This is a genomic window from Sediminibacillus albus, from assembly GCF_900101125.1.
GTDB classification, from domain to species: Bacteria; Bacillota; Bacilli; order Bacillales; family Amphibacillaceae; genus Sediminibacillus; species Sediminibacillus albus.
This window is the reverse complement of the sequence record NZ_FNFL01000003.1, coordinates 221,754-246,757: the sequence shown is the minus strand read 5'-3', so window position 1 is coordinate 246,757 and position 25,004 is coordinate 221,754. Positions and strand designations below refer to the sequence as shown.

Here is a 25,004-nt window from a genome sequence, read left to right as displayed (position 1 = left end):
GCAATGGGCAGTGCTTTTTTTATTTCCTTTTGTCTCTAGGTATGGACCAGCTCTCAACCTGATCGTCCTCATCAAACTCAATAATTACATCGGTTACGCCTCTCTCCGATTTAATTTTTTCTTCCAGTGCATCCCGCATGTCATCTGCCTCAGCTATCGTTACTTTCGGATTGACTTCCACCTTCAGCTCGACATGCCGTTGATCGCCTTCTTTTATCACATTCAGCCGCTTGATATCCTGTATCATCGGTTCCTGTATAGCAATCATCCCAATCTTGTTTTCCATTTCCGGGACGGCGATGCCCAAGGCTCCTGCCGCATTCTCAAGAAAAATTCGGCCGACGACGATAAACAGTAAAAGACCGATAAGCACAGAGGCATAGCCGGTAGCGTTATGAAATGCAGTATAGCTTGACAGTGTTATCGCGAGCATGGCGATCAGTGCTCCCAATGTAGCTACCAAGTCTTCCAGGAAAACCAATTTCGTTGCTGGATTAGCCTGTTTTACGTGTTTGAAGCTTTGCATTACTATCGCAAATCCCTTCTTTTTGGGGGCTGGGACATGTTCAGTAACTTCCTTCATTGCTTTTGTAAGTACGAATGCTTCCAGCACAAAAGATAATCCTAGTACCCCGATATTTAGCCAAAACCATCCTTGATGACCTTCTGGATGAAAGATGTGATGGATGCCTTCTTTGATGGTTTCATAAGCGAGTATGCCGACAATCAAGACTGCCCCGAGCAGAACTAGGTTTACTAATCGACCGAATCCATTGGGAAAACGGTCCGTCGGGGCTTTCTTGCTCAATGCCGAGCCGGTATAAACGAAAAATTGATTAGCCGCGTCAGCATAACTATGCATCATTTCTGCAAACATCGCTACATTACCGGTAATAAAGTAAGCGATTGTTTTGATAATCCCTACGATGATGTTGATTACTGCCGCCCATAAGGACGACTTCGTGCCTTGTTTCAGCAAATTCCATAACTCTTTCATTGATCTTCCCTTCCTCCTCATGCAAGAACCTATTCTTTGACGGATGGGTGTCTTTTCTTATCTTATAATGCCTCTAATAGGGAAGAATGAAACCCCTGTTTGGAAATTAAGAAAAAGGCGGTACCTGAATAATTTTGTGGATAAGCCTCCGGTCTTAGTTGAAATTATAGCTAAGGGTCGTTATCCCAACTTCATTAAATAGTTATGATAGAGACAAGAAAGGAGGAAATACAAATGAAGACATTGTTGTTATTCTTGCTAGGTGCAACGGCTGTTATTATTATCCTGGCGAATCTCGGGCCGATGATTCTGCTTGCAGTCAGTCTGTTAGTTTCCTATTATGCAGTTAAAAAATTTGTACTGGCAGATACCGTTGGGCAAAAAGTATTATGGGGCATTGCTATTCTAATTGGTTTGTCGATTTCGTTGGCTAACCTTCCTGCATTGATTGGAGTTGCCTCCTTTATTGTCCTTTACTATACCTATAAAAAATGGAAAAAAGATAAACAAGCATCTAATTACTTGGATGATGAGCTATTCACTGATACCGGAAAAGAATCTTGGATGAATTAATGAAATGTAAAAAGGAGATGGATGGAATGAGTAACATATTTACCAGAATCAAAGACACAATTTCAGCGGATTTCAATGAAATGCTGGATCAAAAGGAGCAAAAAAACCCAATTGCTCAGCTAAATCAGTATGTACGCCAATGTGAGCAGGAAGTAAAAAAGATCAGAGGGCTTGTGGAAAAGCAATATACATTGAAGCAGGAATTTACAAAGGAATACCATCAAGCTGCAGCGATGGCCGATAAGCGCAAAAGACAAGCTGACATTGCTAAAAATGCCGATGAACTGGAGCTGTATGAGCAGGCAAAAGAAGAGCAAACTTATTTTGAAGAGCGAGCTGCTAAATTGGATACTATCAGACAGAATGCTGTCAAAGAATTGGAGTCGCTAGAAGGAAAATATGTGCAGATGAAGCACAAATTGAAAGACTTATATGTGAAACGAATGGAATTGAAAGGGCGTGAAAATGTGGCACGCGCCCACAAAGGAATGAATCAGGTATTGCATGCAGAGCTTGATTCAGAAAGAAGTGCTTCCAGGTTTGCTGATATGGAAAATTATATTGAGCGGCTGGAAAACCAGGTGAATTCAGACTATCGTGTGTACACACTGGATGCCCGTATGGCAGAACTGGAGAAAAGATCTGAAAAAATATAACTTCTCCTAGCTTATCCTTTCATGGTACTCTATAACTAAATGTCCTAATCGACGGGCTATTCAACGGAAGGCGTACAATTTGTACGCCTTCATTATGGCTATGTAAAAAAACTTTTATGGGGTTGAGCCGGATGGTAATAAATGCAGGAAGAGGAGCGGCTTATGTTTAATCGAAGAAATACTGACATCATTGATATGATTTTGTTGATAACTTTGGCCATATTTGTGTTCGAATTACTTTTCCACGGACCATGGCTTCTCTTCTTCATTTTTGTGTTTGCAGCTTTTATGTACTATGGAAGAAAAAAGATGGATACCTCCTCGGGAAGATTCATTTTTTGGGCTGGTTTAGTATTTTTAATGATAACGATTTTGAATACGGCTGCCTTTAAGTTTTTATTATTATCGGTTTTGGCCTATTTTTTTGTGAAGTGGTTTCGTTCGAAAAAGACCCCATCCTATTATCAACCACAGTTTAATGGAGAAGACGGGCAGCAAACTATTCAACGGGAACCATTATTTATTAATAAGTGGCTGGGCAGGCAAAAAACGAAGAAGGAACCTTTTGAATGGCAGGATATCAATATTCAGACAGGTATTGGGGATACAATTGTCGATATGAACAATACAGTGCTTCCCAAAGGGGAAGCTGTCGTAATCATACGAAATATGATAGGAAACATCGAAATCCTTGTACCATATGAAGTGGAGGTAAGCATCAGCCACTCAACGCTGTTTGGGACGGCAGAGATTCTGGATTATAAGGAGTATAATGCCTGGAACAAGGTAATTCAAATGGAAACAAAAGATTACCAAACAGCTAAGCAAAAAGTGAAAATCTTCACTTCTACGTTGGTTGGCAAAATAGAGGTGAAGCGAGTATGAAAACAATACTGCAGCGTTCTTTCGTTGTAGGTATTTTCTCTTCCCTCATTTTACTGCTATTATTGTCGGCGGTTTACATCGTAACCTTTCCTGTTGATGATTGGTCCGTTTTATGGCAGGAAAAAATAGTGGAACTGCCGTTTCTGTTGTTTGTAGTCATCATCACAACAGCGGTTGGGGGCAGCTTTGGTTTGGCTGAAGGTTTGTTTTGGAAAAAACAGCTAACTGCAATGGACAAAGCTTTTGCCGATATGAAACAGGGCAGCTGGCTGTCGGAGAAACCGCAAGTTTCTCTGGAGGAAATACAGGCCCTGTGGGCAGGAGTAAATGATATTCAAACATATATTTATAATCAGACAAAGCTCGCTCAGAAAATGACAAATGAAAGGGTAGAAGATCAGGAGAAAGAAATAGAAAGAGTGATTTCTGAAGAACGAAACCGACTTGCCAGGGAACTGCATGATTCTGTCAGCCAGGAATTGTTTGCCGCCTCGATGATGATTTCGGCGATGACTGAACAAAACAAGGAAAAATCGGCTGCTGTCCAATTAAAGCAAATCGAAACAATGATACAGCAATCACAATTGGAAATGAGGGCATTGCTGCTTCACTTAAGGCCGGCCGCTTTAAAAGGTAAATCATTGCAGGAAGGTATGCGTCAGCTGTTGGCAGAATTGAAACAGAAGGTACCGATTGAGATTGCCTGGAAAATGGATGAAGTGGGATTAGAAAAAGGGATTGAGGACCATCTGTTCAGGATATTACAGGAATCTGTTTCTAATACACTGAGACACTCCAAGGCCCATTCCCTGGATGTTCTATTAATCAAAGCGGAAGGACAAGTAATCATGCGGGTGATCGATGATGGGGTTGGATTTACAGTCGAAACCAGTCAATCAGGCTCATATGGATTACAAAATATGAAGGAAAGAGCAGCAGAAGTAGGTGCGTCCATAAAGATTATTAGTTTGCCGGGTAAAGGAACGAGGCTCGAAGTTAGAGTGCCGGTGATAGAATCAGAAGGTGATGAATATGATTAAAGTTCTATTCGTGGACGACCACGAAATGGTGCGGATTGGGGTCAGCTCTTTTTTGGCCACTCAACCGGATATCGAAGTGGTTGCTGAAGCAGAAAATGGAAAAGCAGCAGTCGAGCTAGCATTGGAACTCCGTCCGGATATCATTCTTATGGATTTAGTGATGGATGAGATGGATGGAATAGAAGCAACAGAAAAGATCATTGCTGCCTGGCCAGAGGCAAAAATTATTGTTGTGACTAGTTTTATCGACGATGAAAAAGTGTACCCAGCGATTGAGGCGGGGGCAGCGAGTTATATTTTAAAGACCTCCAAAGCTGGTGAAATTGCGAAGGCTATCCGGTCTACTTATCAAGGAGAACAGGTATTTGAACCGGAAGTAACCAACAAGGTAATGGCTAGAATGAGGAGCAAACAGCCGGTCCCCCCACATGAAAGCTTGACTGCCCGTGAAATGGAAGTGCTTTTACTGATTGCGCAAGGCAGGACAAATCTTGAAATAGCAGAAGAACTATTCATCGCACTAAAGACAACAAAGGTACATGTCAGCAATATTTTAAGTAAATTAGAGGTTCAAGACCGTACACAGGCAGCTATCTATGCCTACAAACAAGGGCTCGTTTAGCTAGAAAAAAGCGGTCTGCTGCTGAGGCATGACCGCTTTTGCAATAGCAACATTTTATTTTATAATCCCAGTGTTTCATTGGGTACTTTGATCTTGAAGGAGATATCATCGTTTTCCAAGTCAAATTTTTCAGCCTTCACCTTAAAGTTGCTTTTCATGTCTATTTGTGTAACAGCAATATATATCGTTTCATTTTCGGGGTTTACTACGACCCAATCAGGAGTCGGATAACTTTTGTTCAAGTATTCAAGCACCTTTCGATTAGGCAAATACAACAAACCGAGAGAAATATCTTTCTGTTTAAGGATCAAATCACCGTTTTCCTGCACAATTGGTTCCAAACGGATGGAAAAAGGAATATCCGTGCTGAAAGCTTTCAGTGACCCAGTAAACTCCACATCATCTTCCAGGGAGACATCATATTTGCCAGTTGCATCATTAAACATTTGATCGATATAGGCATTGACTAATTCACTTAAATTGTCCTTGCTCGACTGTACAGTGAATTCAGCGCCGGGTGTCTTTTCTAATTCTTCCCAGTCCAGGGTTGGGTTTGACCAGGAAGGGATAAAAATCAGGAATAGAAGGAGAATGATGACAACAGCATTAATGCCTGCCAAACTATAGAACCATACCTTCCAATTTTTGTGTTTCGGCTTCGTTTCACTCATTATTGTATTCCCCTATTCTGCCCATGTTCACTCATTCCGTTCAATTTCTGGTCTTATATATTCTAACACCCGCTCCGCTATCAGCTTGTAACCGATACTATTTGGATGGAAGTTGTCCTCATAAAGCAAGTCTTGTTCTGCATTTTGAAACAAATCCTTGGTAGGAATATAGTTCACATGTTCATATTCCAAAGCTAGGCTGCTTCCCGTGCTGTTCCAGTCGTTAATGATTTGGCCAAGCTGCTCGACATTACTAAAATAGTTCTCGAATGGATTGTAAAAACCAAGTAAATAGATACTGGCATCCGGATTAAGCTCCAGCATTTTGTCAAAAATGCTTTGCAGTCTATCCTGGTAATTATCCCGTTCCCTGACAAATGGTTCATATTCCAGATTCGTAAAGTTGTTTTTAACGACTTTCATAATATCATTGGCACCAATGGTTACCAGGATAATATCAGCTTCCTCAATGGATGCTGTTATTTCTGTTTGGTCAAGCCGTTTTAAGAGCTGGTCGGAACGATTGCCTCGTTTTCCGTAGTTTACCATGTCTACTTTATGATCTTCATCATTGTTTAATGTATTTTCAAGAATTCCAACATATCCGCCATTATGGGAAGTGTCTCCAACCCCTTGGGTAAGAGAATCTCCAATTGCTACAATGTCCAAATCTTTTTTGACAAACAAACCTAGAGCACCTTCGACAACCTGCGTTACTTTATCCTTGATATCCTCTGTCAATGGCTGGTCATCTTCCCCGGATGATTGAGACGCTTCTAATTCGGTATCTTGGGGGATTTCCTCGTCTATTTCCAGCCCGTCTTCTTGCATGGAGGGACTTATTTTTTGTTCTACAATGTTCGTATTAGAAGGCTGACTAGCCTGAAAGATGACAATAGCTATTAAAATAAGCATTAAACCGACACCGGTGACAATCTTGAAGTGTTTATTCCGCAATATAATCACACCTAAAAAGTAATGAATTCATCAATATATTATTATTCCCTGAGTCCCCTGTAGTAAAACACAAATATGCTAAGGTAGATAGTGTAAGGGGTGTGCTAAACACAGCTGCACGAACACAAGTGTAGATACTAATAGTATACAATATAATAACACGGTTGACTCCTTCCATAATATCTTTATGGAAAATAGATAAAAAGCGGCAAAGAAAAAACCGGGCGTACGCCGTCCGGTTAGATGAAAGAAATGCTGCTATAGGTGTTTTCAGTCATGTCCTCAGGCCCACCACATTTCACCGGTGGACTCTTTAATCATAACGGGCTGAATGTTCTGGACGGCTTTCGTAAAGCCTTCATCAATAGACATAAGTCCATCTTCATGTTCGATACTTACTACATAGTCATAGTCCATCAGTCTAAGCGTGCTGATGATGTCTGCCCATGTTTTCATATCATGGCCAAAGCCGACAGACCGGAAATACCAGGCGCGTTCCTTCATTTTGGTATAAGGCGTCATGTCCGTCAAGCCGTGCATGTTTACATTACGTTTATCAATGATTGTATCTTTTGCATGAAAATGATGAATCGCATTTTCTCTCCCGAGAATTTTGATTGCTTCTACCGGGTCAATTCCCTGCCACCACATATGGCTTGGATCTAAATTAGCTCCAATTGCCGATCCGCATGCTTCCCGAAGCTTCAACATGGTAGAAGGGGTGTGGACGGAAAAACCGCCGTGCAGCTCAAGTCCGATTTTTACGTTGTGTTTTGCTGCCAAGTCATTTATCTCCCGCCAATAAGGAATTAATTTTTCCTTCCATTGCCATTGAAGAACCTCCTGGTAATCGTGCGGCCATGCAGCCACTGGCCAATTAGGATATCGAGCGCCTTCATGGTCTCCAGGGCATCCAGAAAAGGTATTGACAACTTCTACTCCTAATTGAGAAGCAAGCCTGATCGTCTTTTTCAACAATTCATCAGCTGGCCCGGATATTGACTCTTGGGGATGCAAAGCGTTGCCATGACAGCTTAAAGCGCTGATAATTAAACCTTTATCGGCTATTTTTTGCTTGAATTGGTGAAGATTAGCCTCATTATCAAGTAAATCATCAACCTTGCAATGGGCATTTCCAGGGTAGCCTCCAGTTCCTAGCTCGATGGCCTCCAATCCTTTCGAAGCCACATAATCCAGCATGTCATCAAAGTTTTTGTCAGAGCATAAAACAGTAAAAACGCCTAATTTCATGTAGAGCCCTCCTGTAAAATTAGTTACTTGATTAATCCGATATGTAATCCATTACATTTCAACCATTAAAAATAATTCCTGTAAATAAAAGGGTTATTTCGTCGAAAATAAGTTATTGACATCCATTTCTGCATCCATTACTATTTATATTGTAAACGATTACAAAATATAACGCAATAGAGAAGAGGGACTAGGACTCATGGCCAACATTCACCAGGTAGCAAAGCATGCAGGAGTATCTGTGGCAACCGTATCAAGAGTACTAAATGGCCAAAACTCTGTAACAGCCAAAACAAGAATTAAAGTAGAAGATGCGATAAAACAATTAAACTACGAGCCCAGCCTGCTCGGACGCAACTTGAGAAACTCGGAAAGCCGGCTGTTGCTTGTACTGATACCGAACATTTCCAACCCATTTTATTCAGAAATAATCAATGGAATAGAAAACACAGCTATCGATCTTAATTACAATATCTTATTATGTGAAACAGACACAAACCCGGACAGGGAGAATATTTACTTTGACTTGGTCCGCAAGAAAATGGCAGATGGGATTATTTCGATGGATCCAGCTGTAAATGTGGAAACGTTAACGAAACTCGGAAAAACCCATGCCATTATCCAGTGTAGTGAATATGCGGTGGACAGCGGAATTCCATACGTAACCATTGATAATCTCGAAGCTGCCTATCGTGCAGTTAAACACTTAATCAGAATCGGCCATACAAGGATAGCATTGATTAATTCAGACCAAAAATATTTGTATGCCAGACAGCGCCAGCTTGGTTACCAGAAAGCACTGGAAGAGCATGGACTCCATATGGATGAAGAATTAATCTTCCATACTCAAGGACTGGGATTTGAATATGGCCAGCAGGCAATGAAAAAAGTCCTGAGCCAAAAACAGCGCCCTACAGCCATCTTTGCCGTCTCCGATTTGCTTGCCATTGGTGCCCTGAAGGAAATACATAGCCATTCCCTGAAAGTTCCGGAGGACATAGCAGTCGTCGGATTTGATAAGATAGCCTTTTCGAATATGACCCATCCCACATTAACAACCGTTGCCCAGCCTATGTACCAAATGGGTACTATTGCAGCTAAGATGCTGGTGGATAAGATTCAAGGCAAAGAGGTTGAAAGCCTGATTTTAGACCATGAACTAGTTATTCGCGAATCAACACTGGGCTAAACAGCTAAGAGCAGCACTGTGATATCAAAGTGATTTGATGTTAGAGTGCTGGCCTTATATGTAAACGATTACATTTTAGGGGGAGCTTTCAAAAACAAGAAGGGGTGAAAAAGTGAAGAAATTACTTATTATGTTCATGTCTCTGTTGGTGATTGCAGGGCTTGCGGCGTGCGGAGGGAACGAGGAAAGCAGCGGAAAAAGCAGTGATGGAGGCGCAGACGAAGGCAGCAATCTTAAAATTGGTATTTCTTTACCTTCTGCAACTCACGGATGGATGGGGGCTTTAATCGACAATGCTGAAAACCAGGCAAAAGAAGTGAAAGAAGCAGAGGGCATTGACTATATAATGACCAATGCTTCCGATCCAAACAAACAAGCGAACGATGTGGAAGACTTAATATCGCAACAAGTTGATGTCATTGTCATGCTGCCGATCGAATCTGCTGCATTATCTCCCGTAGGACAAAAGGTGAAGGATGCTGGAATCCCGTTGGTGATTGTCGACCGTGAACTGGAAAATGAGGCAGCTACTGTTGTCGTCAAAGGGGATAACGAAGGTATTGGTGTCAACGCCGGAAAATACTTCGTTGAACAGCTGAATGGAAAAGGTAAAGTAGTAGAAATCACTGGTCCTCCTAGTTCTGTCACTAATCAACGAGGAAGCGGCTTTCAGGAAGCAATGAACGGAGAGGATGGAATCGAAATTATTGCTTCACAAAACGGCGATTTTTCTAAAGAAGCTTCATTGGAAGTCATGCAAAATATATTACAGGCCCATGCAGAGATTGATGCTGTTTTCACGCAAGACGATGAGATGGCCTTGGGTGTTTTACAGGCTATAAAGGAAGCTGATCGAGAAGATATTCAATTCATTACTGGAGCTGGAGGAAACAAAACGGTGTTTGAAAATATGAAGGAAGATGGACTTATCAAGGCCACATTCCTATACTCTCCTACCATGGTAAAAGATGCAGTGACAATAGCGGCTGATTTAGCCAAAGGTGAAGAGCCGTCAGAAACCATGATAGTAAAAGAAGCGACACAGGTTACCAAGGATAATGTAGACGAATATTACAATGAGGATTCTAAGTACTAGAAATGGAGGCGCCTGCTGACCCCCAAGAAGCAGGACCTGCTGTTTGTTAATTATTAAAAAAGCATAGACAAGAGCATTCTAAAAAGCATCGAGATGGTATTAAAAAAGGAAATACAATTAAAGAAAATTGTATTTCCTCTTTTCTTATAAGGAGAGAGAAGATGACCTCTAACTATTTGTTGGAAATGAACAATATTGAAAAAGCTTTTAACCAAGTTTCTGTGTTAAAAAAAGTCGGGATCTGCCTGGAAAAAGGAGAAATCCATGCCTTACTAGGTGAAAATGGTGCTGGAAAGTCCACATTAATGAACATCCTTGGAGGGGTGTTTCCCGCTGATAGGGGAACGATAAAAATTAATGGAGAAGCAGTAAATATAACAACCCCCCGAATGGCACAAAATTACGGAATCAGTTTTATACACCAGGAATTAAACGTTGTTGCTGACTTGAAAGTGTATGAAAACATGTTTTTAGGTTCAGAGCTAAGGAGCAGGACCGGCTTTTTAAAAGTCGAAGAAATGTGCCAGCGGACTAGAGAGGTTTTGGCTGATTTAGGAGTAGAAATTGATCCGAAGGTTTATGTCCGGGAACTTGACACCTCTTATAAACAGTTGATCGAAATTGCTAAGGCTTTGCTCCATAAATCAAACATTATAATTATGGATGAGCCGACAACTGCATTGACGGAGCATGAGGTGTACCGCTTGTTCGGCCTGATGAAAAAGTTGAAAACCTCTAATGTTTCTATTATTTACATCTCCCACAAATTAAAAGAAATCCAGGAAATTTGTGACCACTATACCGTTTTGCGGGATGGCAAGGTTGTGGGCACCGGCCGAGTGGCAGAGCAAAACTTGGAATCTATCACAAAGCTGATGGTTGGAAAATCGGTTTCTGAGGAACGATTTGCCCAAACCCACCCCCATGGAGCTGAGCTTTTGCGCGTCAAGGAACTTACTAGCCCTGACTTGTTCAAAAAAATTGGTTTTACTTTACACGCGGGCGAAATATTAGGTTTCACTGGTTTGGCCGGTGATGGCAGGACAGAGCTTTTTGAAAGCATATTCGGTTTTAGGAAAAATTACACAGGTGAAATCAAAGTAAAAGACCAGTCTGTCCAGATTACTCATCCCAAAAAAGCTTTACAGGCCGGAATCGGATTTGTGCCGAAAGATAGAAAAGAAAATGCGATTATTAAAGATTTAAGTGTTTACGATAATATGAGTCTATCTTCGCTCGGGCATTTTGAACGACGGGGATTCATCCAGCAAAAACAAGAAAAAGCGAGATTTGAATATTACAAGAAGCAGTTGAACATCAAGGTTCATGACCCGAAAGTGACTATCGATAAGTTGAGCGGAGGCAACCAGCAAAAAGTGGTTTTGGCTAAGTGGCTGGAAGTCGACACGCCTATTCTTGTATTCGATAATCCTACCCAAGGAATCGATGTTGGAGCGAAGCGGGAAATATACCAGCATATTGTCCGGCTGGCTCAACAAGGAAAAGGAATTATAATCCTTTCATCAGAAGCACCGGAGATTCTTAAAATTTGCCATCATATAAACGTCATGTTTCAAGGGGAAATAACCGCACGGTTTACACGTGACCAAGCTAGCGAGGATGAAATTATGAAGTATGCGACAGGTTCTAAGAGGGAGGTTGAACAAATTGGCTAATCCAGCATGGAAACAAGAAAGGCCGGGGGAAAGCAGGACAAAACAGCGTTTTGCCTGGTTTTGGTCTGAGTATAGCGTCATTATCGCCTTCCTGATTATTTTTGTGGTTGCTGCATTGCTGAATCCAAGATTCCTGGATATGAATAACCAGCTGAATATCTTAATGCAAGTGTCAATTATCGGTATTGTAGCCTTGGGGATGACCATTGTAATGTTGTCCGGAGGCATTGATTTATCCGTCGGTTCCGTTCTGGCATTGGTAGGGGTAGTATCCATTTTATCCTTAAATGCGACAGAAAGTATTCCGGTGGCAATTATAACTGCCTTTGCTGTAGGCGCATTCGCTGGACTGCTCAACGGTTTGATGGTAGCAAAAGGCAAGATTGCCTCCTTCATTGCTACACTTGGCATGATGGCCGGAGCGCGCTCGATAGCCTTGTATACTGCGGATGGGGGTAGCATTTCCAGTGAGATTACTGGATTCACCACAATTGCCAATAGTGAATTATGGATCATTGATTATCCGATTATTATTTTTCTTGTTATGACAGGTCTTGTTTACGTCTTAATGCACAAAACAAGGTTTGGCCGTTATGTCTACGCGATTGGCAGCAACGAAAAAGCTGCATTGCTATCGACAATCCGGGTAGACCGCGTAAAAATCGGTGTCTATAGTTTGGCCGGTTTACTTGTCAGTGTGGCAGCGATTATAGAATCCTCCCGCTTAAATTCAATCTCTTCCTCCAGTTCCGGCCAAGCCTATGAATTAGATGCCATCGCAGCCGTCATTATTGGAGGGACAAGAATGACCGGCGGGCGCGGAAAAGTTCTTGGTACTTTTTTCGGCGTACTGATTCTAGGGATTTTAAATAACATGATGAACTTAATGAATGTTTCGCCGCATTTACAAGGTTTTGTAAAAGGCTTAATCATCATTGTGGCGGTCGTGTTCCAGAAGAGAGAATAGGAGGCTGATTGTTTGAAAATCAAAGCAGGCATTATTGGGTGTGGATCAATAACTAGATACCGCCATGCTCCTGAGTATCAGGCAAACCCATTTGTGTCAGGGATTGTTTTTTACGATAGGAATATGGACAGGGCACAGATTTTGGCTGAGGAGTTTGGAGGTTCGGTTGCAGCGTCGATGGAGGATTTGATTAACGATCCGACAATAGATGTCATCAGTGATTGTTCTTCGAATGAATATCATCATATAAATTCTGTCAAAGCTTTGCTGGGTGGAAAACACGTGCTTTGTGAAAAGCCGATATCTTTATCCTTAGCGGGTGCAGAACAAATTTTACAAGCCCAGCAAACGTCGAAAAAAAAGCTAATGGTGGACCATAACCAGCGATTCACCAAGGCCCATCAAAAAGCAAAACAACTGATAGAAAGCAAAGAGCTGGGAGAAGTCCTTACTTTTAAAACTAGTTTCGGCCATGCGGGTCCAGAGCTATGGGGAATCAATAAAACCAAATCTACCTGGTTTTTTAGTAAAGAGCGCTCCGGCTTGGGAGTAGCAGGTGATTTAGGAATACACAAAATCGATCTACTGCATTATTTGTTAAGTGATGAAATTCATCAAGTAAGTGCTTTCCAGGGGGCACTGGATAAGAAGAGCGCGACAGGAGAACCTATCCAAGTTTGTGACAATTTAGTCTGCACAGTTAAAACAGCGAAGGGGCGGCTTGGCACAGCTTCCTTCTCATGGACCTACTATGGGGAAGAGGATAACAGTACAATCATTTATTTAAGTAAAGGAATCATCAAAATATATCATGATAACGAACATCAGCTAATTGTACTGAATAAGGATGGAGAAACGGTGAAGTATCAGTTAGAAGCCATCCAAACGAACGACAACCAAACAAATAGCAGAGTGATCGATGCCTTTATCAGCAGCATTATTAATAATCAAGAGCCTCCAGTCACTGGTGAGGATGCGTTAGTTTCTTTGAAAGTCATTCTGGCAATTCTCGAATCAGCTGAGAAAGAAACAGTAGTCAATATCAATACGAATTTAAGCAAAGTAAAGTAAGCGCTTTGTGCTAGCTAAGTTGCTCCACTTTCCGGTATTATCGCTCACCTTCGTGTAGAAGTCGCTCGACATCGCTGGAAAGTCACTCTACTATAACCTAGCTGCTGCTCGGCTAAACTAAAATAAGTCTTTTGATAGACGGCGGTAATCCGCCGTCTTATTTTTTATCAAGTGTTGTGAAAAAGTAGTGCTTTGCATGGCTGAACAGAAACCAGGGAATAGTCAATAACGAGCAGGCTGCATAAATAAAGGAGTGGTTTCATGGATTGGCATAATTCAATTGCTGCCAATGTACAATGGACAGGACTAATATCCAATCTGGAGAAAAAACAGCGGGTCACTGAAAAATTGGCAGAACAGGTCGGGAATGGCGATGTAATTGGTGTCGGCTCGGGATCGACCTCTTTCCTGGCTGTTCAGGCCATTAGTGAAAAAATAAAGCAACAGGGAATAGAGATTACAGCAATTCCTACCTCTAAAGAGGTGTCACAAACTTGTGCTGCCTTGGGAATCCCTGTTACCTCACTAATGAACAAGCGTCCGGATTGGGCATTTGACGGTGCAGATGAAGTCGATCCGGATTATAATCTTATTAAAGGTAGAGGTGGAGCGATGTTTGCTGAAAAGCTGGTCATGGCTAGCGCTGACAAAAGTTATATATTGGTTGATGAATCAAAATTCGTTTCACGCTTAGGTGAAAAGTTCCCGGTCCCCGTTGAAGTAGACCCGCGGGCGGTTAACTTAGTGGAAATAAGGCTGTATGAATTAGGGGCCGCCAATATTAAGCTGAGGTCAGCAGCTGGAAAGGATGGCCCCGTTATTACGGAGGCAGGTAACTTTATCCTTGATGTTCGCTTCCAGACAATCCAGGAGTCGCTTGAGAAAGAATTGAGCGCGATTCCCGGCGTGATTGAGACTGGACTGTTTATCCATTACCCTGTCGAAGTGATTAGTCTTTAAAAACGGCGAAAGGTTTGGCACGATGACTTGGCGGGAAAAGTTTTTTATAACCAAAGCTAATTTTAGAAAAGGAGCGATAGTGATGAAAGAATACAGCGTAACTCCAAATAAAAATGCCGAGGGATGGTACGTCAAGATTGAAGATGTGGCCCCCACCGACTTATACAGCAAAAAGGATGACGCCATCGCTGAAGCAACTAAATTGGCTGAGAATGACACACCGAGCCGTCTAATGATTTTAGATGAAAACCACGAAGTCATCGATGAGAAAAAATATCAATAAAATTTCTTCCACCACCAGCTGGCCAACTCGTGATTCGAGTTGGCTTTTCTTATGGTTGCTAGCAAAAACCTCGCGGCCAGGAATAGCGCTAATAAAAATATATTAAAATGTGGATAGAAAAAAAATTCTTAATTTAAATAATGAAGCGGGGAGAAAATCCGAAGAATGGCTGATAGAGAATGAAGCCAGTTTTTTTTGAGCCTCCAACTATCTTCATTGGGATTGGAAAAAAGTTTTTGTTTTAGCTTGGGAAGTGAAAGGGAGCGATGGCAAGGTGGAGAAGAAAATAGCCTATGTTTTGTTGACGCTAGCAATCTTATTTCTAATTGGTTACTTTGGTTTTCATTATTTTATAAGGAATTTCCCTTTCAACGGATAGGGATAAAAATTACATAAGCATTAAACCAAGCTACCTTATGGGCCGGGAGGAGTCAACATGGATACAACTAAACAAAATAGGAATGCGTGGGACAAGAAAGTGGAAGAAGGTTCGCGATATACCAAAACAGTTAGCAGCGAAACGATAGAAAAAAGCAAATCGGGTGATTGGGAAATCACGGTAATAACTGAAAAGCCGGTTCCGCGTCATTGCTTTCCGAAATCAATAACTGGATTGAAAATACTTTGCCTTGCTTCTGTGTCAGACCTTAGTGATCATTAACCCAGTTTCTAATTTATTTGTCAAAGATGTTCATCCAGTATGGAAGGAAGCATCGAGGGTTTTAAAAAATAACGGAACACTCATTTCCGGTTTCACAAATCCTTTACTGTTTATTTTTGACGATAACCAGGAAAGAGAGGGTGTTCTGGATGTAAAACATTCAATTCCGTCTTCTACTTTAGACTATCTTCCACAGGGTGAAATTCATAATTATATCCATTCCAATCAAACAATTGAATATGCCTATACCTTAGAAGACCAAATTCAAGGGCAAATGGAGGCTGGATTCATGCTTGCGGGGTTTTATGAAGATGACTTTGGTGGAACACGCGCATTAGATCAATATATAAAAACGTTTATCGCGACAAAAGCAATAAAAGTTAAATGAGCCAAGTTTGGTTAAAAAAATCAGCTTACGAATTTCGTAAGCTGATTTCCATTGAATTAGGATGTTGTTGACATACCTTTAGAAACCAATCCTGCTTGGATGATATAACGTTTCGGGGCAGAACCGACAAAGTTGAAGGGATAACAGGTGGTCAAGGTTAATGTAGGATCTTCTTTACTCACAATAACTGAGCGGTCGTCTTTATCCGTAATCCATATTTTCTTTACTTGATAATCATAGGTAGTTCCTTCAAATGTTACATAAAGGTGGTCTCCACTTTTGACTTGGTCTAGTTTTCTGAAAACGGTATCCCTGTGCCCTGATAAGACTACATGGCCAGACCGATCGGGAGCTACTGTCCATTGACTATCATGGAGTCCTACGCCTTTCTTGAGGACTTCAGCACCTGTTCCCCAAAATATTTCATAGTGGTTACCAATTCTCGGGATTTCCAACTCTCCGACACTTTCTCCAGGTTGGTAATTATTCGGTGTATTATCATCCTTGATTGTTTTCATGGTCTTTTGCTGCTTTGTTATCTTCCAATCGGGATGTGCCCCTTGAATGCGGTCAGGCTGGTGAGTAACAGCTTTTCCCTGTTCCCACCAAGCATACCCGCTCCAAACTATAATAATAATCCCTGTACCTAAAAGTAATATTCCAAATGTTTTCAATAGAGCCATAGTCATACCCCATCAGTTACACAACGTATCGTCTTCTAGCTAAAAGTAAGAATATACCAAGGGCACTAATTACACCGCCGGACACCATCACCGTTGGCAGAGAAGTAGCAGTTTCTGGCATTTCTCCTCCCTGATTAGCGATATTATCCATGCGGTCAGCAAACACCCATTTACCTGCTTCAAAGCTATAATTGATTGTCAGGGTATATTCCCCTCTTAATTGGTTCGCACCTTCTTGAGTAAGCTTATACTTCGTATCACTTATTTTTTCTAACGTATAGTCCTGGTTGGTGTTCAATTTATATGGACCATCGATTTCTCTCATATATAACTTGTCATTTTCTTCTTTAAAATATGTGTCTACAAAATGATCAGCTAACGGCCAAACCATAATCCCTTTAAACTCTTGCTCCAGTCGTGCCTTCGAATCGTATTGAACTACTTCGCCATTTTCAGTGGTTTCTAAGTTCATCAAGTCATTAAACTGTTTCTCTAAATCTTCAACTGGCGGTTTTCCATGGTCCTCAGCTGAGACAGGATGTTGCAGCCCCAAAAATACGAAACAAGCGACAAGTACTGCAGATAACCTTTTAATAATGTTAAAACCTCCTTAAAAATTTCTATATTATTACTGTTACCGATTACAGATGACAATTAAACTTATTTTCTAACATTTTTGTAATATATACCTACATCTTGTAATCTTGTAACCCAGTTGAAATGAATCAGTGTTACAAAAAATGTTTTTTCGCTTAATTGGTCTTTTTTAAATAAAATAAAACCGCTTGGGTCACCCAAGCGGTTTATCGCGGTTAAAAGTACTTAGCATGAAATCGTTTTGCTGCTGAACAGCTTATCAATTAAGCGTACACAGGTTGTTTAACTTCGCCGTTCCGCAGTCTTACTGCCTCCTGGTAAGGGCATAGACTTTCAACGACGGTGATGCCGGCTACTCTGGCTTGATCGGTTACATCCAGGCTAGCTTCCTGGGAATCGATCCACAATATCTTTGTCTTCGGTTTACTGGCGTTTGCCAGCAATGCTTCTGCTTGCAGTATGTCTTTTGTATAAATGATATCAATTTCTTTCTCAATTGCGCCAACCTCGGCCACGGGCTTTTCACCAAGTATTTCTTCTTGTCCGGAATGGACAGGGATAATTTTATAGCCAAGGTTTTGCAAACGGGCTGCTGTTTGATTAACTGGTTGAGTTGGACTATTTTCTATGCCTAGTACTGCGATTGTTTTCTGTCTCAGTCCGTTCTCCCGGTCGAATGGAGAATGCAGTGCCCACTTAACTGCTTTGTCGTTAGTGGCAGTAATTGTCGGCTGTGTTCCTGTTGCTTCAGCAATTGCCTGGTCAAGATCCTGGATAAGATCTTCCGGTGTTTCAATCCCTATCGACAAGCGGACTAACTCTTCGGTAACTCCGCTTTCTCTTAAGCCAACTGCATCAAGCTGCTGATGGGTAGTAGATGCAGGGTGAATAATCAATGATTTAGCATCGCCAACATTGGCGACATGGGACCAAAGCGAAACATTGTCAATCAACTGTCTTCCTGCGTTACGGCCGCCTTGGATGCCAAAGGTGATGATTGATCCTGCTTTCCCGTTTAAATATTTTTGTGCCAGCTGGTGAGAAGGGTGCTTTTCCAAGCCTGGATAAGAAACCCATGCTACTAATGGATGCTGGTTGAGGTAATTGGCAACTTGCTGTGCGTTTTGAGCATGTTTCTCGATACGCAGATGCAATGTTTCCAATCCTTGCAAAAGCAGAAAAGCATTTTGCGGACTCAGGCACGCTCCAATATCCCGCAATAATTGCACGCGCAGCTTAGTAGCGAAGGCAGCAGGAGCGGTATCTACGGCATATCGGATGCCATGGTAACTCTCATCTGGATTAATGAACTCCGGGAATTTTGGGTTGTTCCAGTTAAAGCGGCCGCCATCGATAACAACACCGCCGATAGTGGTGCCATGGCCGCCGATCCATTTTGTGGCCGAGTGGACGACGATGTCTGCTCCCCAGGCGATTGGCTTTGTTACATATGGTGTGGCAAAAGTGTTGTCAATGATCAGCGGAATGCTATGTTCGTGGGCGATTGCTGAAATAGCTTCCACATCAAGAACATTTAAGCTCGGATTGGTTATAATCTCTCCAAATACCGCTTTGGTGTTCTCGTTAATTGCTGCCCGGACGTTTTCCGGGTCAGTGGCATCGACAAAAGTGACATTAATTCCGTAACGGGGCAATGTTTTGGCAAACAAGTTATATGTTCCCCCGTATAAGTTACTGTCTGCAACGATTTCATCCCCGCTTCCGGCAATGTTCAAAATGGACAGGGTGATAGCTGCCATGCCTGATGAGGTAGCTACAGCTGCGACACCATCCTCCAATAAAGCGATCCTTTGTTCAAAAGCATCGACAGTCGGGTTCATGATTCGTGAATAAATATTTCCGGGTTCTGCTAGTGCGAATAAATTTTGTGCGTGTTCGGTATCCTTGAAAACGTAAGAAGTCGTTTGGTAAATCGGAACTGCCCGGGAACCAGTAGCCGGATCTGGCGCCTGCCCCCCGTGAAGTAATTGTGTTTCTGTACCTTGCAAATGAAATTGATCAGCCATGAAAATTCCTCCTAAGTTAAATTAATTCACTTCAAGACTAGGGAATTGCAGCACCTAAAGGTCGTAATGAAAGTTACCTGTGGTCTGTCACGCTGTAATAAGAGAGGAGAATATAAAAAGCCCTCTTCATAAGAAGAGGGCGTAGTATCAGAGTCCTCCTCTTATCTTCCAGATCATTGACCTGTAGGAATTGGCACCTTTTCAAGTATGAAACTTGAAGGTTGCCGGGCATCGTCGGGCCTAGTCCCTCCGCCGCTCTTGATAAGAGTCTAACTATTCAATTTGTTTTGAAATTTCAATCATTGTTAGAATTATAAACCAGTAAAAGCTTCCCGTCAACTGTCTATAGAAATTTTTTTCCATTAGGAAACATTGTCGATCCCCACATGTATTGCGGTAACCGAATTATTGGATATGCAACTGGTTAGCTGTGTCAATTTGAAGTTGGTGGGTGCCCTCACCGAAGGTATTGGTTTGGTTACTGGCCGCTTCTTCCTCCCATACATCTTCGGTGGTTAGTTTGACATCGGCATTGTCAGTATCGGTCAAGTACACTTGATCAACATCTGTTAGTGACCAGTTGTTCTTCATGTTGGCCAAATTGAGGTGGGCGGCAGCGACCCAGGAACGGACTTCCGTTTCTATATCACCTGGGATTGATACGGTCGCGCTAAATTCGCTGTCATCATATCCAAACATCGGTCTGGTTGGTGCTTGAAGCATTTCAACATACAAGGTATCGCCTACCTGGTGAAAAGCAGCGACATCACCGGGTTTGATTCCTTTTTCCATGTTTATGCTGCTGGACTGGTAGGTACCAAAAATATGAATGTTGCTGGTATTATTGGTTTCCACTGTCACCGCTTCTGCAGATTCAAGGACGACTTTTTTAACTTCCTGATTAACCGGGTGTTCAATTGCTGGTAATGTTCCTTCTACTTCTTCTGCTTGCACGGTTGTTTTAACCATTTCAAGCACGCCTGTCGAGGCACTGATAAACAGGATCAGCGCGATACCTCCGAGACACGTAATAAAAATAATTGACAGAATATCATATTTGACTACTGGTTGTTCCTGCTTTGACATGGATATGTAAAGGACGATTTCCACTCCCAGGATAACCAGGATGAGGGGAAACCATGTCAGCAAGATATCCGTTTCGTTCCATTCATTGAATTGCGCGAGCATGACAATTACACCGAGCATAATTAAAGCTGCTCCCATCGATATAGACCCGACCCGCCATTTCCTCATTGTTTTTCTCCTCCTTTTTTCGGCTTGGCGCCTGTAATCAAGCGGATTCCACCGGCGATAAATAACAGGCAGACAATCGATACTTGGAAATATTGCTGGTAGTAGTACCATAGGTCAATTTGAAAGGCTTCACGGAATTGTTCCGCTAAAACCGGCACTAAAATGGCATCTCCAAAATAGAATAAACCTAGCAGTAAAAGCGCGACTCCCAGCCATTTTTGATGATTGGCCAAGTATTTGACGATTGGCACGTCTTGCACGTCCCCTTGTTCAGCCTTGTTTGTGTGCTGCAGGGCATCGAAGAAGCTGAAAAACCAAATAATCGGAATTAAAAACAAAAAGATGGACAGACGCAGGACATCTAACACATAGATAGAAAGCAGGAAAGCTGCCATCAGCTGCAGCCCCCGTTTCTGCAATCCTAAGTACATGTGGCCGGCACCAGGGAAGATGGCCAGAATGGTGGCCAGCATTTTACTCTTTTTTCCTGCTTCGCGATAATGGTCCAAGTCTTCAATAATGGTACGGTCTTCTAATGGTTCCCCATTTTGTTTTTTGTTTAGCAGCTGGATGGCATCGAAGAAGCTGTAAATCCATATGATTGGCATCGCCAACAGAAAGATTAAAAAACCGCCCTGATGGCTGACAAATGCGACAAAGAAAATCATCGCAGCAACTCCGAAGAATCCCGCCAAAAATGTCAGACCGCGTTGGTTCAATCCGAGGTGAAAGTGGCCGACACCCGGAATGAACGATAATAAAATGGTGTTGAAGCGTTCATTATGATCTTCGGGTTTGACAGGAACGGCGCCGGTTTTTCCTGAGCTATTTTCCCAAGAGGATCGATTGGCAGTCTGTACTCTGCTTCGCATCAACAGTGTGATAATCATGTCGATGACATTTATTCCCCAAATTAACAACGCTCCCATCATAGTTACTAAAATAATCTCATCAATCTGTGAAACAATGAATCCGAGTGCCCCAAAGCTGATTATCCCAAAAAACAATATCGAGTATAGTGCCCCTCTGCGCCTATGGCCAAGGTACATATGGCCAAAACCGGGAATGAGTGCTAAAAAGAATGCAAGTGTTGGTGAATTGTTCATTGCCTTTCCCCCTTCAATAGTTGAGTCAGCCAGCTATCTGTTTTTTGCATGATGTTATCCGTCAATGATGGACGTTTATCCAAATTACTTTGATCCGTTAGATCCAGCACCCCCTGAAAGATCCCACCGGCCATTAAAACTAGCGTCAAGGCTGCTGCTAACAGGTAATGGACTAAGGTTCTTGCCTGCCTGGATCGGTAGGATGACGGTCGTTGCTCTGCCAGGTGCGAATAGGATTGGTACAGCTTCACTTTTTCGATAGTTATATCCGTAAATGAATCTGTCAAACCGGCTGGTGTTTCCCAATGTTCTAGTAAATCAAGGTAACTGGCAAAACAGTGTTCACATGTTTCTAAATGGTTTTCGATTTGCTGCCGATTTCGGCGACCATCGATATTGTCTTCTATATACAGGAACAGTAACTCGTTTTGCACATGACTCACTAAAAATCACCCTCCTTCCAGTGGGCTTTCATCCATTTTCTTGCCCGGTATAAACGCATTTCGACTGTTTTCTCCGCTAAATTCAAACGTTTGGCTATTTCTGTGTAGGATAATTCTTCTAAGTAATAATAGCGAACAGCATAGCGCAGCTTTTCAGGTAATTCCTCAATCGATCGCTGAACAAGTGCCTTTTTTTCGTTTCGGAGTACAACTTCTTCTGTGCTAATTTCATTGTTATTTCTGTATTCTTGTTCAGCGTTAGAGAAATCCTCCCGCTCCTTTTGTTTTTTCCGCCGGGCATCAATCGCTTTATGTAACGCAATCCTGCTAATCCACGTTTTGAATCCTTGAAATTGATAAGAGGGAAGGGAATCCACCATTTTGATAAAGGTTTCCTGGGCAGCATCCTCTGCTGCTTTTTCATCATGCAAGACACTCATCGCGATTTTGAAAACCTGATGTTTGTGCCGTTCGATTAACAGTCGCAGTGCCTGCTGGTTGCCTGTTTTTATTTTTTTGACTAACAGTTCATCTTGAATGGATGCTCCCCCCTCTCCCTGACCATGTCACTATTTAGACGAAACAGGAAAGCCATCACCCTACAAAATTTATCAAATTAATTATTATTATTAAAAAGAAGCCTCCGTGGAACTGTTCCAGCTGATTCAACATGATAAGAAATTCAAGCGATAAATAAACCTGGATAATCGAGGCCACTGAAAAACGGAAGCTCTATGTTAGGTAGAATTTTAAAAAAGCGGTCTGTGTGGGGTTTTAATTTCCATACAGACCGCTTTTCGTCTAATGCCCAGAGGTTTGTGCCCTCTCCCTCTATTCCTTTATTAGTTTAGAGCCCTTCGTACTGACTTATATTCATGGATGATCGACGGTCTAGCATCGAATCCCTCCCTTTTATGTATTACTTTCATTGTGCAAGAAAAAAAGAGTGATTTTCTTTTATAAATCAAAGAAAATCACTCTTTTTAAATTTGCCTCTGTTGATTCCGTGATGGGCGATCGGTGGTGACGCCTGCGGGAACAGCACGAGCCGAAGATCCACTTGGTCAAGTGATCTTCTTGACCAAGTTAGCTGAGGCCGTGCCCGCGGCAAGCATCCACCGACAAGCGATTCGTGGAATCAACAATAAACTTTGACAGCCCATTTAGATTAAATAGGACTTTTTCAGTGGCCTAGATATAATCCAGGGTGTTTAGGAGGTTACTATTATTTGCCGATGAACTGTTGAGTCCATACATTACCGTCTTTTACATAGCCTACGCCGATGTGGGTGAAGTTACCGTTCAGAATGTTTTCGCGGTGGCCTTCACTATTCATCCATGCGTTGACTACTTCTTCAGGGGTGCGTTGTCCCTTAGCAATGTTTTCTCCAGCGGTATTGTAAGAAATACCGAACTGCTTCATCATATCGAAGGGAGAACCGTAGGTCGGGCTGTTATGAGAGAAGTAACCGTTCCGTGCCATATCTGCAGACTTCTCCCGAGCTACTTTACTTAGCTCTGTATCGATTTGCAGTGGAGCTAGTCCTTGCTTTGATCTTTCATCATTTGTCAATTCTACTACTTGTTGTTCAAATTCGCTTAATTCTTCTGCTTGTTTCTGAGATTGTTCTTGCTTAGACTCATCAGCAGTTGCATAGTTAGTGTTTTCTTGTGGTGCTGGAGGTTGTTCAGCACTCGGTTCTTTTGTTTGTTGTTGGTCAGCAGGCTGTTTGCCTGTTGTTTCCAGCTTGTTTTCTTCCCCTGCCGGAGCAGGTTGTTCTTCTTGTTGGACTGGTTCTTTTTGCTTCCAGTTGAATTGCTGGTTGCTAAAATATTTATTTACAAAACTTTGTACGTCCGCTTCGGAGAAATCAAATCCACTACTATTAATAGAATAGTAGACTTGCTGTGTTGTTGATTGTCCGTTATTTTCCTGGGCATCTACTGAGGAAGAAAAAACTCCCCCAAAAAGCAGTGCCGCCGACAATGCTGTTGCCATGCTTACTTTTTTGAACATTTCCTTACACTCTCCTCTTTGTTTGATTTTACTTTTTCATCATAGCATGGCCTTTTTGTAATAATTGAGGAGCTATTTTCCATTTGTACACCTGTAGCTGCTGGTTCTTTTCTATGTAGAATAAAAAAAGGTCTGTTTCTGCCTATAAGAATGCTAAATCATCAAAGGACCATTTCTCTCCGAGTCCATGGATAACGATAGCAGAACTCATACGAAAAACTGCCAAATTGGTTAAAAATACCTGAAAAATCCCATTGACAAACTTTTTACACCGTATGCTTTATTACAGGTTCGCCGCTTGTTGTAACGATATTGTTACCTGGTAAACTCCATGAGACATAACAGAAAATAAAAGAACAGTGCCTCCTGAATAATAAGAGGCACTGTCCTGAAGTATGCTTATTCGAAATTTTGATTGTGGAGCGGTGGTGGAACGAGCCAGCCTTTTTCTTTATTAAGCCTTAGCAAACGTGCTCCAAATTGGGCTTTGCTCATATGGATTTGTCCATACATCATAGCAATATCTTCCCGGATGCATTGGCCAATAATCTGGCTGCATGCGACAAGGCCCTGGCCGATGTCGCGGGCAATCGATGCACTGATCTCCGGATCATTGAATCTGGCTCCCGATGGAATTTGCTCTAAAGCCGCCTTCGCCCGCTCCGGTGGTGACGGCGGTAAGGCAATTCCGTTGTTTTTCAGAAGCTCTTCGATGTCTTCGTTTTCCTGCTTCATCGCACGGACCATATCTTCGATTAGCTTCTTCAACTCTCTGTCGCCTGTGTGGTTGGCCATTGTTTGATACCCAGCAATCAATCCTTTACTGCCGGTAAGACTACTCCAAATAGCGAATACTTCTCCGTAATGCATTGGCTGGTTTTTAGGATTTCCGCTTAAAATACCCATATGTTCACTCCTTACTATAGAATCATGC

25 protein-coding genes, 1 pseudogene and 1 riboswitch are annotated in these 25,004 nt (G+C 42.0%); of the genes and pseudogenes, 13 read left to right on the top strand and 13 right to left on the bottom strand.

Features of this window, described 5'->3' with window-relative positions; genetic code table 11:
- Positions 1 to 19 precede the first annotated feature (19 nt).
- Entirely contained in the window at positions 20 to 997 is a 978-nt protein-coding gene (locus tag BLR93_RS10265) for a cation diffusion facilitator family transporter (protein ID WP_093213990.1), read from the bottom strand.
- 234 nt (positions 998 to 1,231) lie between these two features.
- On the opposite strand from BLR93_RS10265, the gene BLR93_RS10260 reads away from it, so the two are divergent.
- The 5 genes from BLR93_RS10260 (at position 1,232) to BLR93_RS10240 (ending at position 4,773) form a co-directional block, all read left to right on the top strand.
- Positions 1,232 to 1,570, top strand: coding sequence for a lmo0954 family membrane protein (locus BLR93_RS10260; protein ID WP_093213988.1), 339 nt, complete (start codon positions 1,232 to 1,234; stop codon positions 1,568 to 1,570).
- A gap of 26 nt (positions 1,571 to 1,596) precedes the next feature.
- Complete coding sequence (locus BLR93_RS10255) at positions 1,597 to 2,226, top strand: PspA/IM30 family protein (RefSeq protein ID WP_093213986.1); 630 nt, start codon at positions 1,597 to 1,599, stop codon at positions 2,224 to 2,226.
- Positions 2,227 to 2,388: 162 nt separating this feature from the next.
- Complete coding sequence (liaF, locus tag BLR93_RS10250) at positions 2,389 to 3,111, top strand: cell wall-active antibiotics response protein LiaF (protein ID WP_175559317.1); 723 nt, start codon at positions 2,389 to 2,391, stop codon at positions 3,109 to 3,111.
- The gene (locus BLR93_RS10245) at positions 3,108 to 4,151 is read left to right on the top strand and encodes a sensor histidine kinase (protein WP_093213981.1); all 1,044 of its coding nucleotides are present in this window, start codon (positions 3,108 to 3,110) and stop codon (positions 4,149 to 4,151) included. Before liaF ends, BLR93_RS10245 begins: the two co-directional genes overlap by 4 nt.
- Positions 4,144 to 4,773, top strand: coding sequence for a response regulator (locus BLR93_RS10240; RefSeq protein ID WP_093213979.1), 630 nt, complete (start codon positions 4,144 to 4,146; stop codon positions 4,771 to 4,773). The genes BLR93_RS10245 and BLR93_RS10240 overlap by 8 nt, the downstream gene beginning before the upstream one ends.
- Before the next feature lie 59 nt (positions 4,774 to 4,832).
- Here the strand turns inward: BLR93_RS10240 and BLR93_RS10235 are convergent, their stop codons facing one another.
- From BLR93_RS10235 to BLR93_RS10225, 3 genes are all read right to left on the bottom strand, one after another.
- Positions 4,833 to 5,444 (bottom strand): YpmS family protein, encoded by a 612-nt coding sequence (locus BLR93_RS10235; protein ID WP_093213976.1) that lies wholly within the window; start codon positions 5,442 to 5,444, stop codon positions 4,833 to 4,835.
- Between the two features lie 27 nt (positions 5,445 to 5,471).
- Entirely contained in the window at positions 5,472 to 6,410 is a 939-nt protein-coding gene (locus BLR93_RS10230) for an SGNH/GDSL hydrolase family protein (protein ID WP_425440934.1), read from the bottom strand.
- A 273-nt stretch (positions 6,411 to 6,683) separates the two neighbouring features.
- Positions 6,684 to 7,652 carry a sugar phosphate isomerase/epimerase family protein gene (locus BLR93_RS10225; protein WP_093213973.1) on the bottom strand — a complete coding sequence of 323 codons (969 nt, stop codon included), beginning with the start codon at positions 7,650 to 7,652 and terminating at the stop codon, positions 6,684 to 6,686.
- A gap of 199 nt (positions 7,653 to 7,851) precedes the next feature.
- On the opposite strand from BLR93_RS10225, the gene BLR93_RS10220 reads away from it, so the two are divergent.
- The 8 genes and pseudogenes from BLR93_RS10220 (at position 7,852) to BLR93_RS10185 (ending at position 15,943) form a co-directional block, all read left to right on the top strand.
- Positions 7,852 to 8,841, top strand: coding sequence for a LacI family DNA-binding transcriptional regulator (locus BLR93_RS10220; protein ID WP_093213971.1), 990 nt, complete (start codon positions 7,852 to 7,854; stop codon positions 8,839 to 8,841).
- Positions 8,842 to 8,953: 112 nt separating this feature from the next.
- On the top strand, positions 8,954 to 9,937 hold the full coding sequence (locus tag BLR93_RS10215) for a substrate-binding domain-containing protein (protein WP_093213968.1): 984 nt from the start codon (positions 8,954 to 8,956) through the stop codon (positions 9,935 to 9,937).
- Positions 9,938 to 10,098: 161 nt separating this feature from the next.
- Positions 10,099 to 11,613 carry a sugar ABC transporter ATP-binding protein gene (locus BLR93_RS10210; protein ID WP_093213966.1) on the top strand — a complete coding sequence of 505 codons (1,515 nt, stop codon included), beginning with the start codon at positions 10,099 to 10,101 and terminating at the stop codon, positions 11,611 to 11,613.
- Positions 11,606 to 12,580 (top strand): ABC transporter permease, encoded by a 975-nt coding sequence (locus BLR93_RS10205; RefSeq protein WP_245690114.1) that lies wholly within the window; start codon positions 11,606 to 11,608, stop codon positions 12,578 to 12,580. The genes BLR93_RS10210 and BLR93_RS10205 overlap by 8 nt, the downstream gene beginning before the upstream one ends.
- A gap of 12 nt (positions 12,581 to 12,592) precedes the next feature.
- Positions 12,593 to 13,651, top strand: coding sequence for a Gfo/Idh/MocA family protein (locus BLR93_RS10200; protein WP_093213961.1), 1,059 nt, complete (start codon positions 12,593 to 12,595; stop codon positions 13,649 to 13,651).
- Between the two features lie 261 nt (positions 13,652 to 13,912).
- Positions 13,913 to 14,611: a ribose 5-phosphate isomerase A gene (gene rpiA, locus BLR93_RS10195; protein WP_093213959.1), complete on the top strand. Its 699-nt coding sequence runs from the start codon at positions 13,913 to 13,915 to the stop codon at positions 14,609 to 14,611.
- A gap of 82 nt (positions 14,612 to 14,693) precedes the next feature.
- Positions 14,694 to 14,894, top strand: coding sequence for a DUF2188 domain-containing protein (locus BLR93_RS10190; RefSeq protein ID WP_093213956.1), 201 nt, complete (start codon positions 14,694 to 14,696; stop codon positions 14,892 to 14,894).
- 436 nt (positions 14,895 to 15,330) lie between these two features.
- Positions 15,331 to 15,943: pseudogene (locus BLR93_RS10185) on the top strand (SAM-dependent methyltransferase).
- 56 nt (positions 15,944 to 15,999) lie between these two features.
- Here BLR93_RS10185 and BLR93_RS10180 read toward each other — a convergent pair.
- From BLR93_RS10180 to BLR93_RS10140, 9 genes are all read right to left on the bottom strand, one after another.
- Positions 16,000 to 16,626, bottom strand: coding sequence for a class D sortase (locus BLR93_RS10180; RefSeq protein ID WP_175559314.1), 627 nt, complete (start codon positions 16,624 to 16,626; stop codon positions 16,000 to 16,002).
- A gap of 16 nt (positions 16,627 to 16,642) precedes the next feature.
- Positions 16,643 to 17,179: a hypothetical protein gene (locus BLR93_RS10175; protein WP_093213951.1), complete on the bottom strand. Its 537-nt coding sequence runs from the start codon at positions 17,177 to 17,179 to the stop codon at positions 16,643 to 16,645.
- A gap of 307 nt (positions 17,180 to 17,486) precedes the next feature.
- Entirely contained in the window at positions 17,487 to 19,250 is a 1,764-nt protein-coding gene (locus BLR93_RS10170; protein WP_093213949.1) for a PLP-dependent aspartate aminotransferase family protein, read from the bottom strand.
- A gap of 158 nt (positions 19,251 to 19,408) precedes the next feature.
- Positions 19,409 to 19,518: riboswitch (SAM riboswitch) on the bottom strand.
- Positions 19,519 to 19,655: 137 nt separating this feature from the next.
- Positions 19,656 to 20,504, bottom strand: coding sequence for a hypothetical protein (locus BLR93_RS10165; protein WP_093213946.1), 849 nt, complete (start codon positions 20,502 to 20,504; stop codon positions 19,656 to 19,658).
- Positions 20,501 to 21,610, bottom strand: a complete 1,110-nt coding sequence (locus tag BLR93_RS10160; protein ID WP_093213943.1) for a hypothetical protein — start codon at positions 21,608 to 21,610, stop codon at positions 20,501 to 20,503. The genes BLR93_RS10165 and BLR93_RS10160 overlap by 4 nt, the downstream gene beginning before the upstream one ends.
- Positions 21,607 to 22,053, bottom strand: coding sequence for a zf-HC2 domain-containing protein (locus BLR93_RS10155; RefSeq protein WP_093213941.1), 447 nt, complete (start codon positions 22,051 to 22,053; stop codon positions 21,607 to 21,609). The genes BLR93_RS10160 and BLR93_RS10155 overlap by 4 nt, the downstream gene beginning before the upstream one ends.
- On the bottom strand, positions 22,053 to 22,565 hold the full coding sequence (locus BLR93_RS10150; RefSeq protein WP_281241702.1) for an RNA polymerase sigma factor: 513 nt from the start codon (positions 22,563 to 22,565) through the stop codon (positions 22,053 to 22,055). Before BLR93_RS10150 ends, BLR93_RS10155 begins: the two co-directional genes overlap by 1 nt.
- A gap of 713 nt (positions 22,566 to 23,278) precedes the next feature.
- Positions 23,279 to 24,070, bottom strand: coding sequence for a CAP domain-containing protein (locus tag BLR93_RS10145; RefSeq protein WP_093213937.1), 792 nt, complete (start codon positions 24,068 to 24,070; stop codon positions 23,279 to 23,281).
- 399 nt (positions 24,071 to 24,469) lie between these two features.
- Complete coding sequence (locus BLR93_RS10140) at positions 24,470 to 24,976, bottom strand: DUF3231 family protein (protein WP_093213935.1); 507 nt, start codon at positions 24,974 to 24,976, stop codon at positions 24,470 to 24,472.
- Positions 24,977 to 25,004 lie beyond the last annotated feature (28 nt).

Bases quoted from the DNA above. Each gene is read 5' to 3' on its own strand.
- BLR93_RS10245 (WP_093213981.1), top strand. From the start codon at position 3,108: ATGAAAACAATACTGCAGCGTTCTTTCGTTGTAGGTATTTTCTCTTCC.
- BLR93_RS10180 (WP_175559314.1), bottom strand. From the start codon at position 16,626: ATGGCTCTATTGAAAACATTTGGAATATTACTTTTAGGTACAGGGATT.
- BLR93_RS10210 (WP_093213966.1), top strand. From the start codon at position 10,099: ATGACCTCTAACTATTTGTTGGAAATGAACAATATTGAAAAAGCTTTT.
- BLR93_RS10140 (WP_093213935.1), bottom strand. From the start codon at position 24,976: ATGGGTATTTTAAGCGGAAATCCTAAAAACCAGCCAATGCATTACGGA.
- BLR93_RS10190 (WP_093213956.1), top strand. From the start codon at position 14,694: ATGAAAGAATACAGCGTAACTCCAAATAAAAATGCCGAGGGATGGTAC.
- liaF (WP_175559317.1), top strand. From the start codon at position 2,389: ATGTTTAATCGAAGAAATACTGACATCATTGATATGATTTTGTTGATA.
- BLR93_RS10255 (WP_093213986.1), top strand. From the start codon at position 1,597: ATGAGTAACATATTTACCAGAATCAAAGACACAATTTCAGCGGATTTC.
- BLR93_RS10235 (WP_093213976.1), bottom strand. From the start codon at position 5,444: ATGAGTGAAACGAAGCCGAAACACAAAAATTGGAAGGTATGGTTCTAT.
- BLR93_RS10260 (WP_093213988.1), top strand. From the start codon at position 1,232: ATGAAGACATTGTTGTTATTCTTGCTAGGTGCAACGGCTGTTATTATT.
- BLR93_RS10160 (WP_093213943.1), bottom strand. From the start codon at position 21,610: ATGAACAATTCACCAACACTTGCATTCTTTTTAGCACTCATTCCCGGT.
- rpiA (WP_093213959.1), top strand. From the start codon at position 13,913: ATGGATTGGCATAATTCAATTGCTGCCAATGTACAATGGACAGGACTA.
- BLR93_RS10225 (WP_093213973.1), bottom strand. From the start codon at position 7,652: ATGAAATTAGGCGTTTTTACTGTTTTATGCTCTGACAAAAACTTTGAT.
- BLR93_RS10220 (WP_093213971.1), top strand. From the start codon at position 7,852: ATGGCCAACATTCACCAGGTAGCAAAGCATGCAGGAGTATCTGTGGCA.
- BLR93_RS10170 (WP_093213949.1), bottom strand. From the start codon at position 19,250: ATGGCTGATCAATTTCATTTGCAAGGTACAGAAACACAATTACTTCAC.
- BLR93_RS10145 (WP_093213937.1), bottom strand. From the start codon at position 24,070: ATGTTCAAAAAAGTAAGCATGGCAACAGCATTGTCGGCGGCACTGCTT.
- BLR93_RS10165 (WP_093213946.1), bottom strand. From the start codon at position 20,504: ATGAGGAAATGGCGGGTCGGGTCTATATCGATGGGAGCAGCTTTAATT.
- BLR93_RS10265 (WP_093213990.1), bottom strand. From the start codon at position 997: ATGAAAGAGTTATGGAATTTGCTGAAACAAGGCACGAAGTCGTCCTTA.
- BLR93_RS10240 (WP_093213979.1), top strand. From the start codon at position 4,144: ATGATTAAAGTTCTATTCGTGGACGACCACGAAATGGTGCGGATTGGG.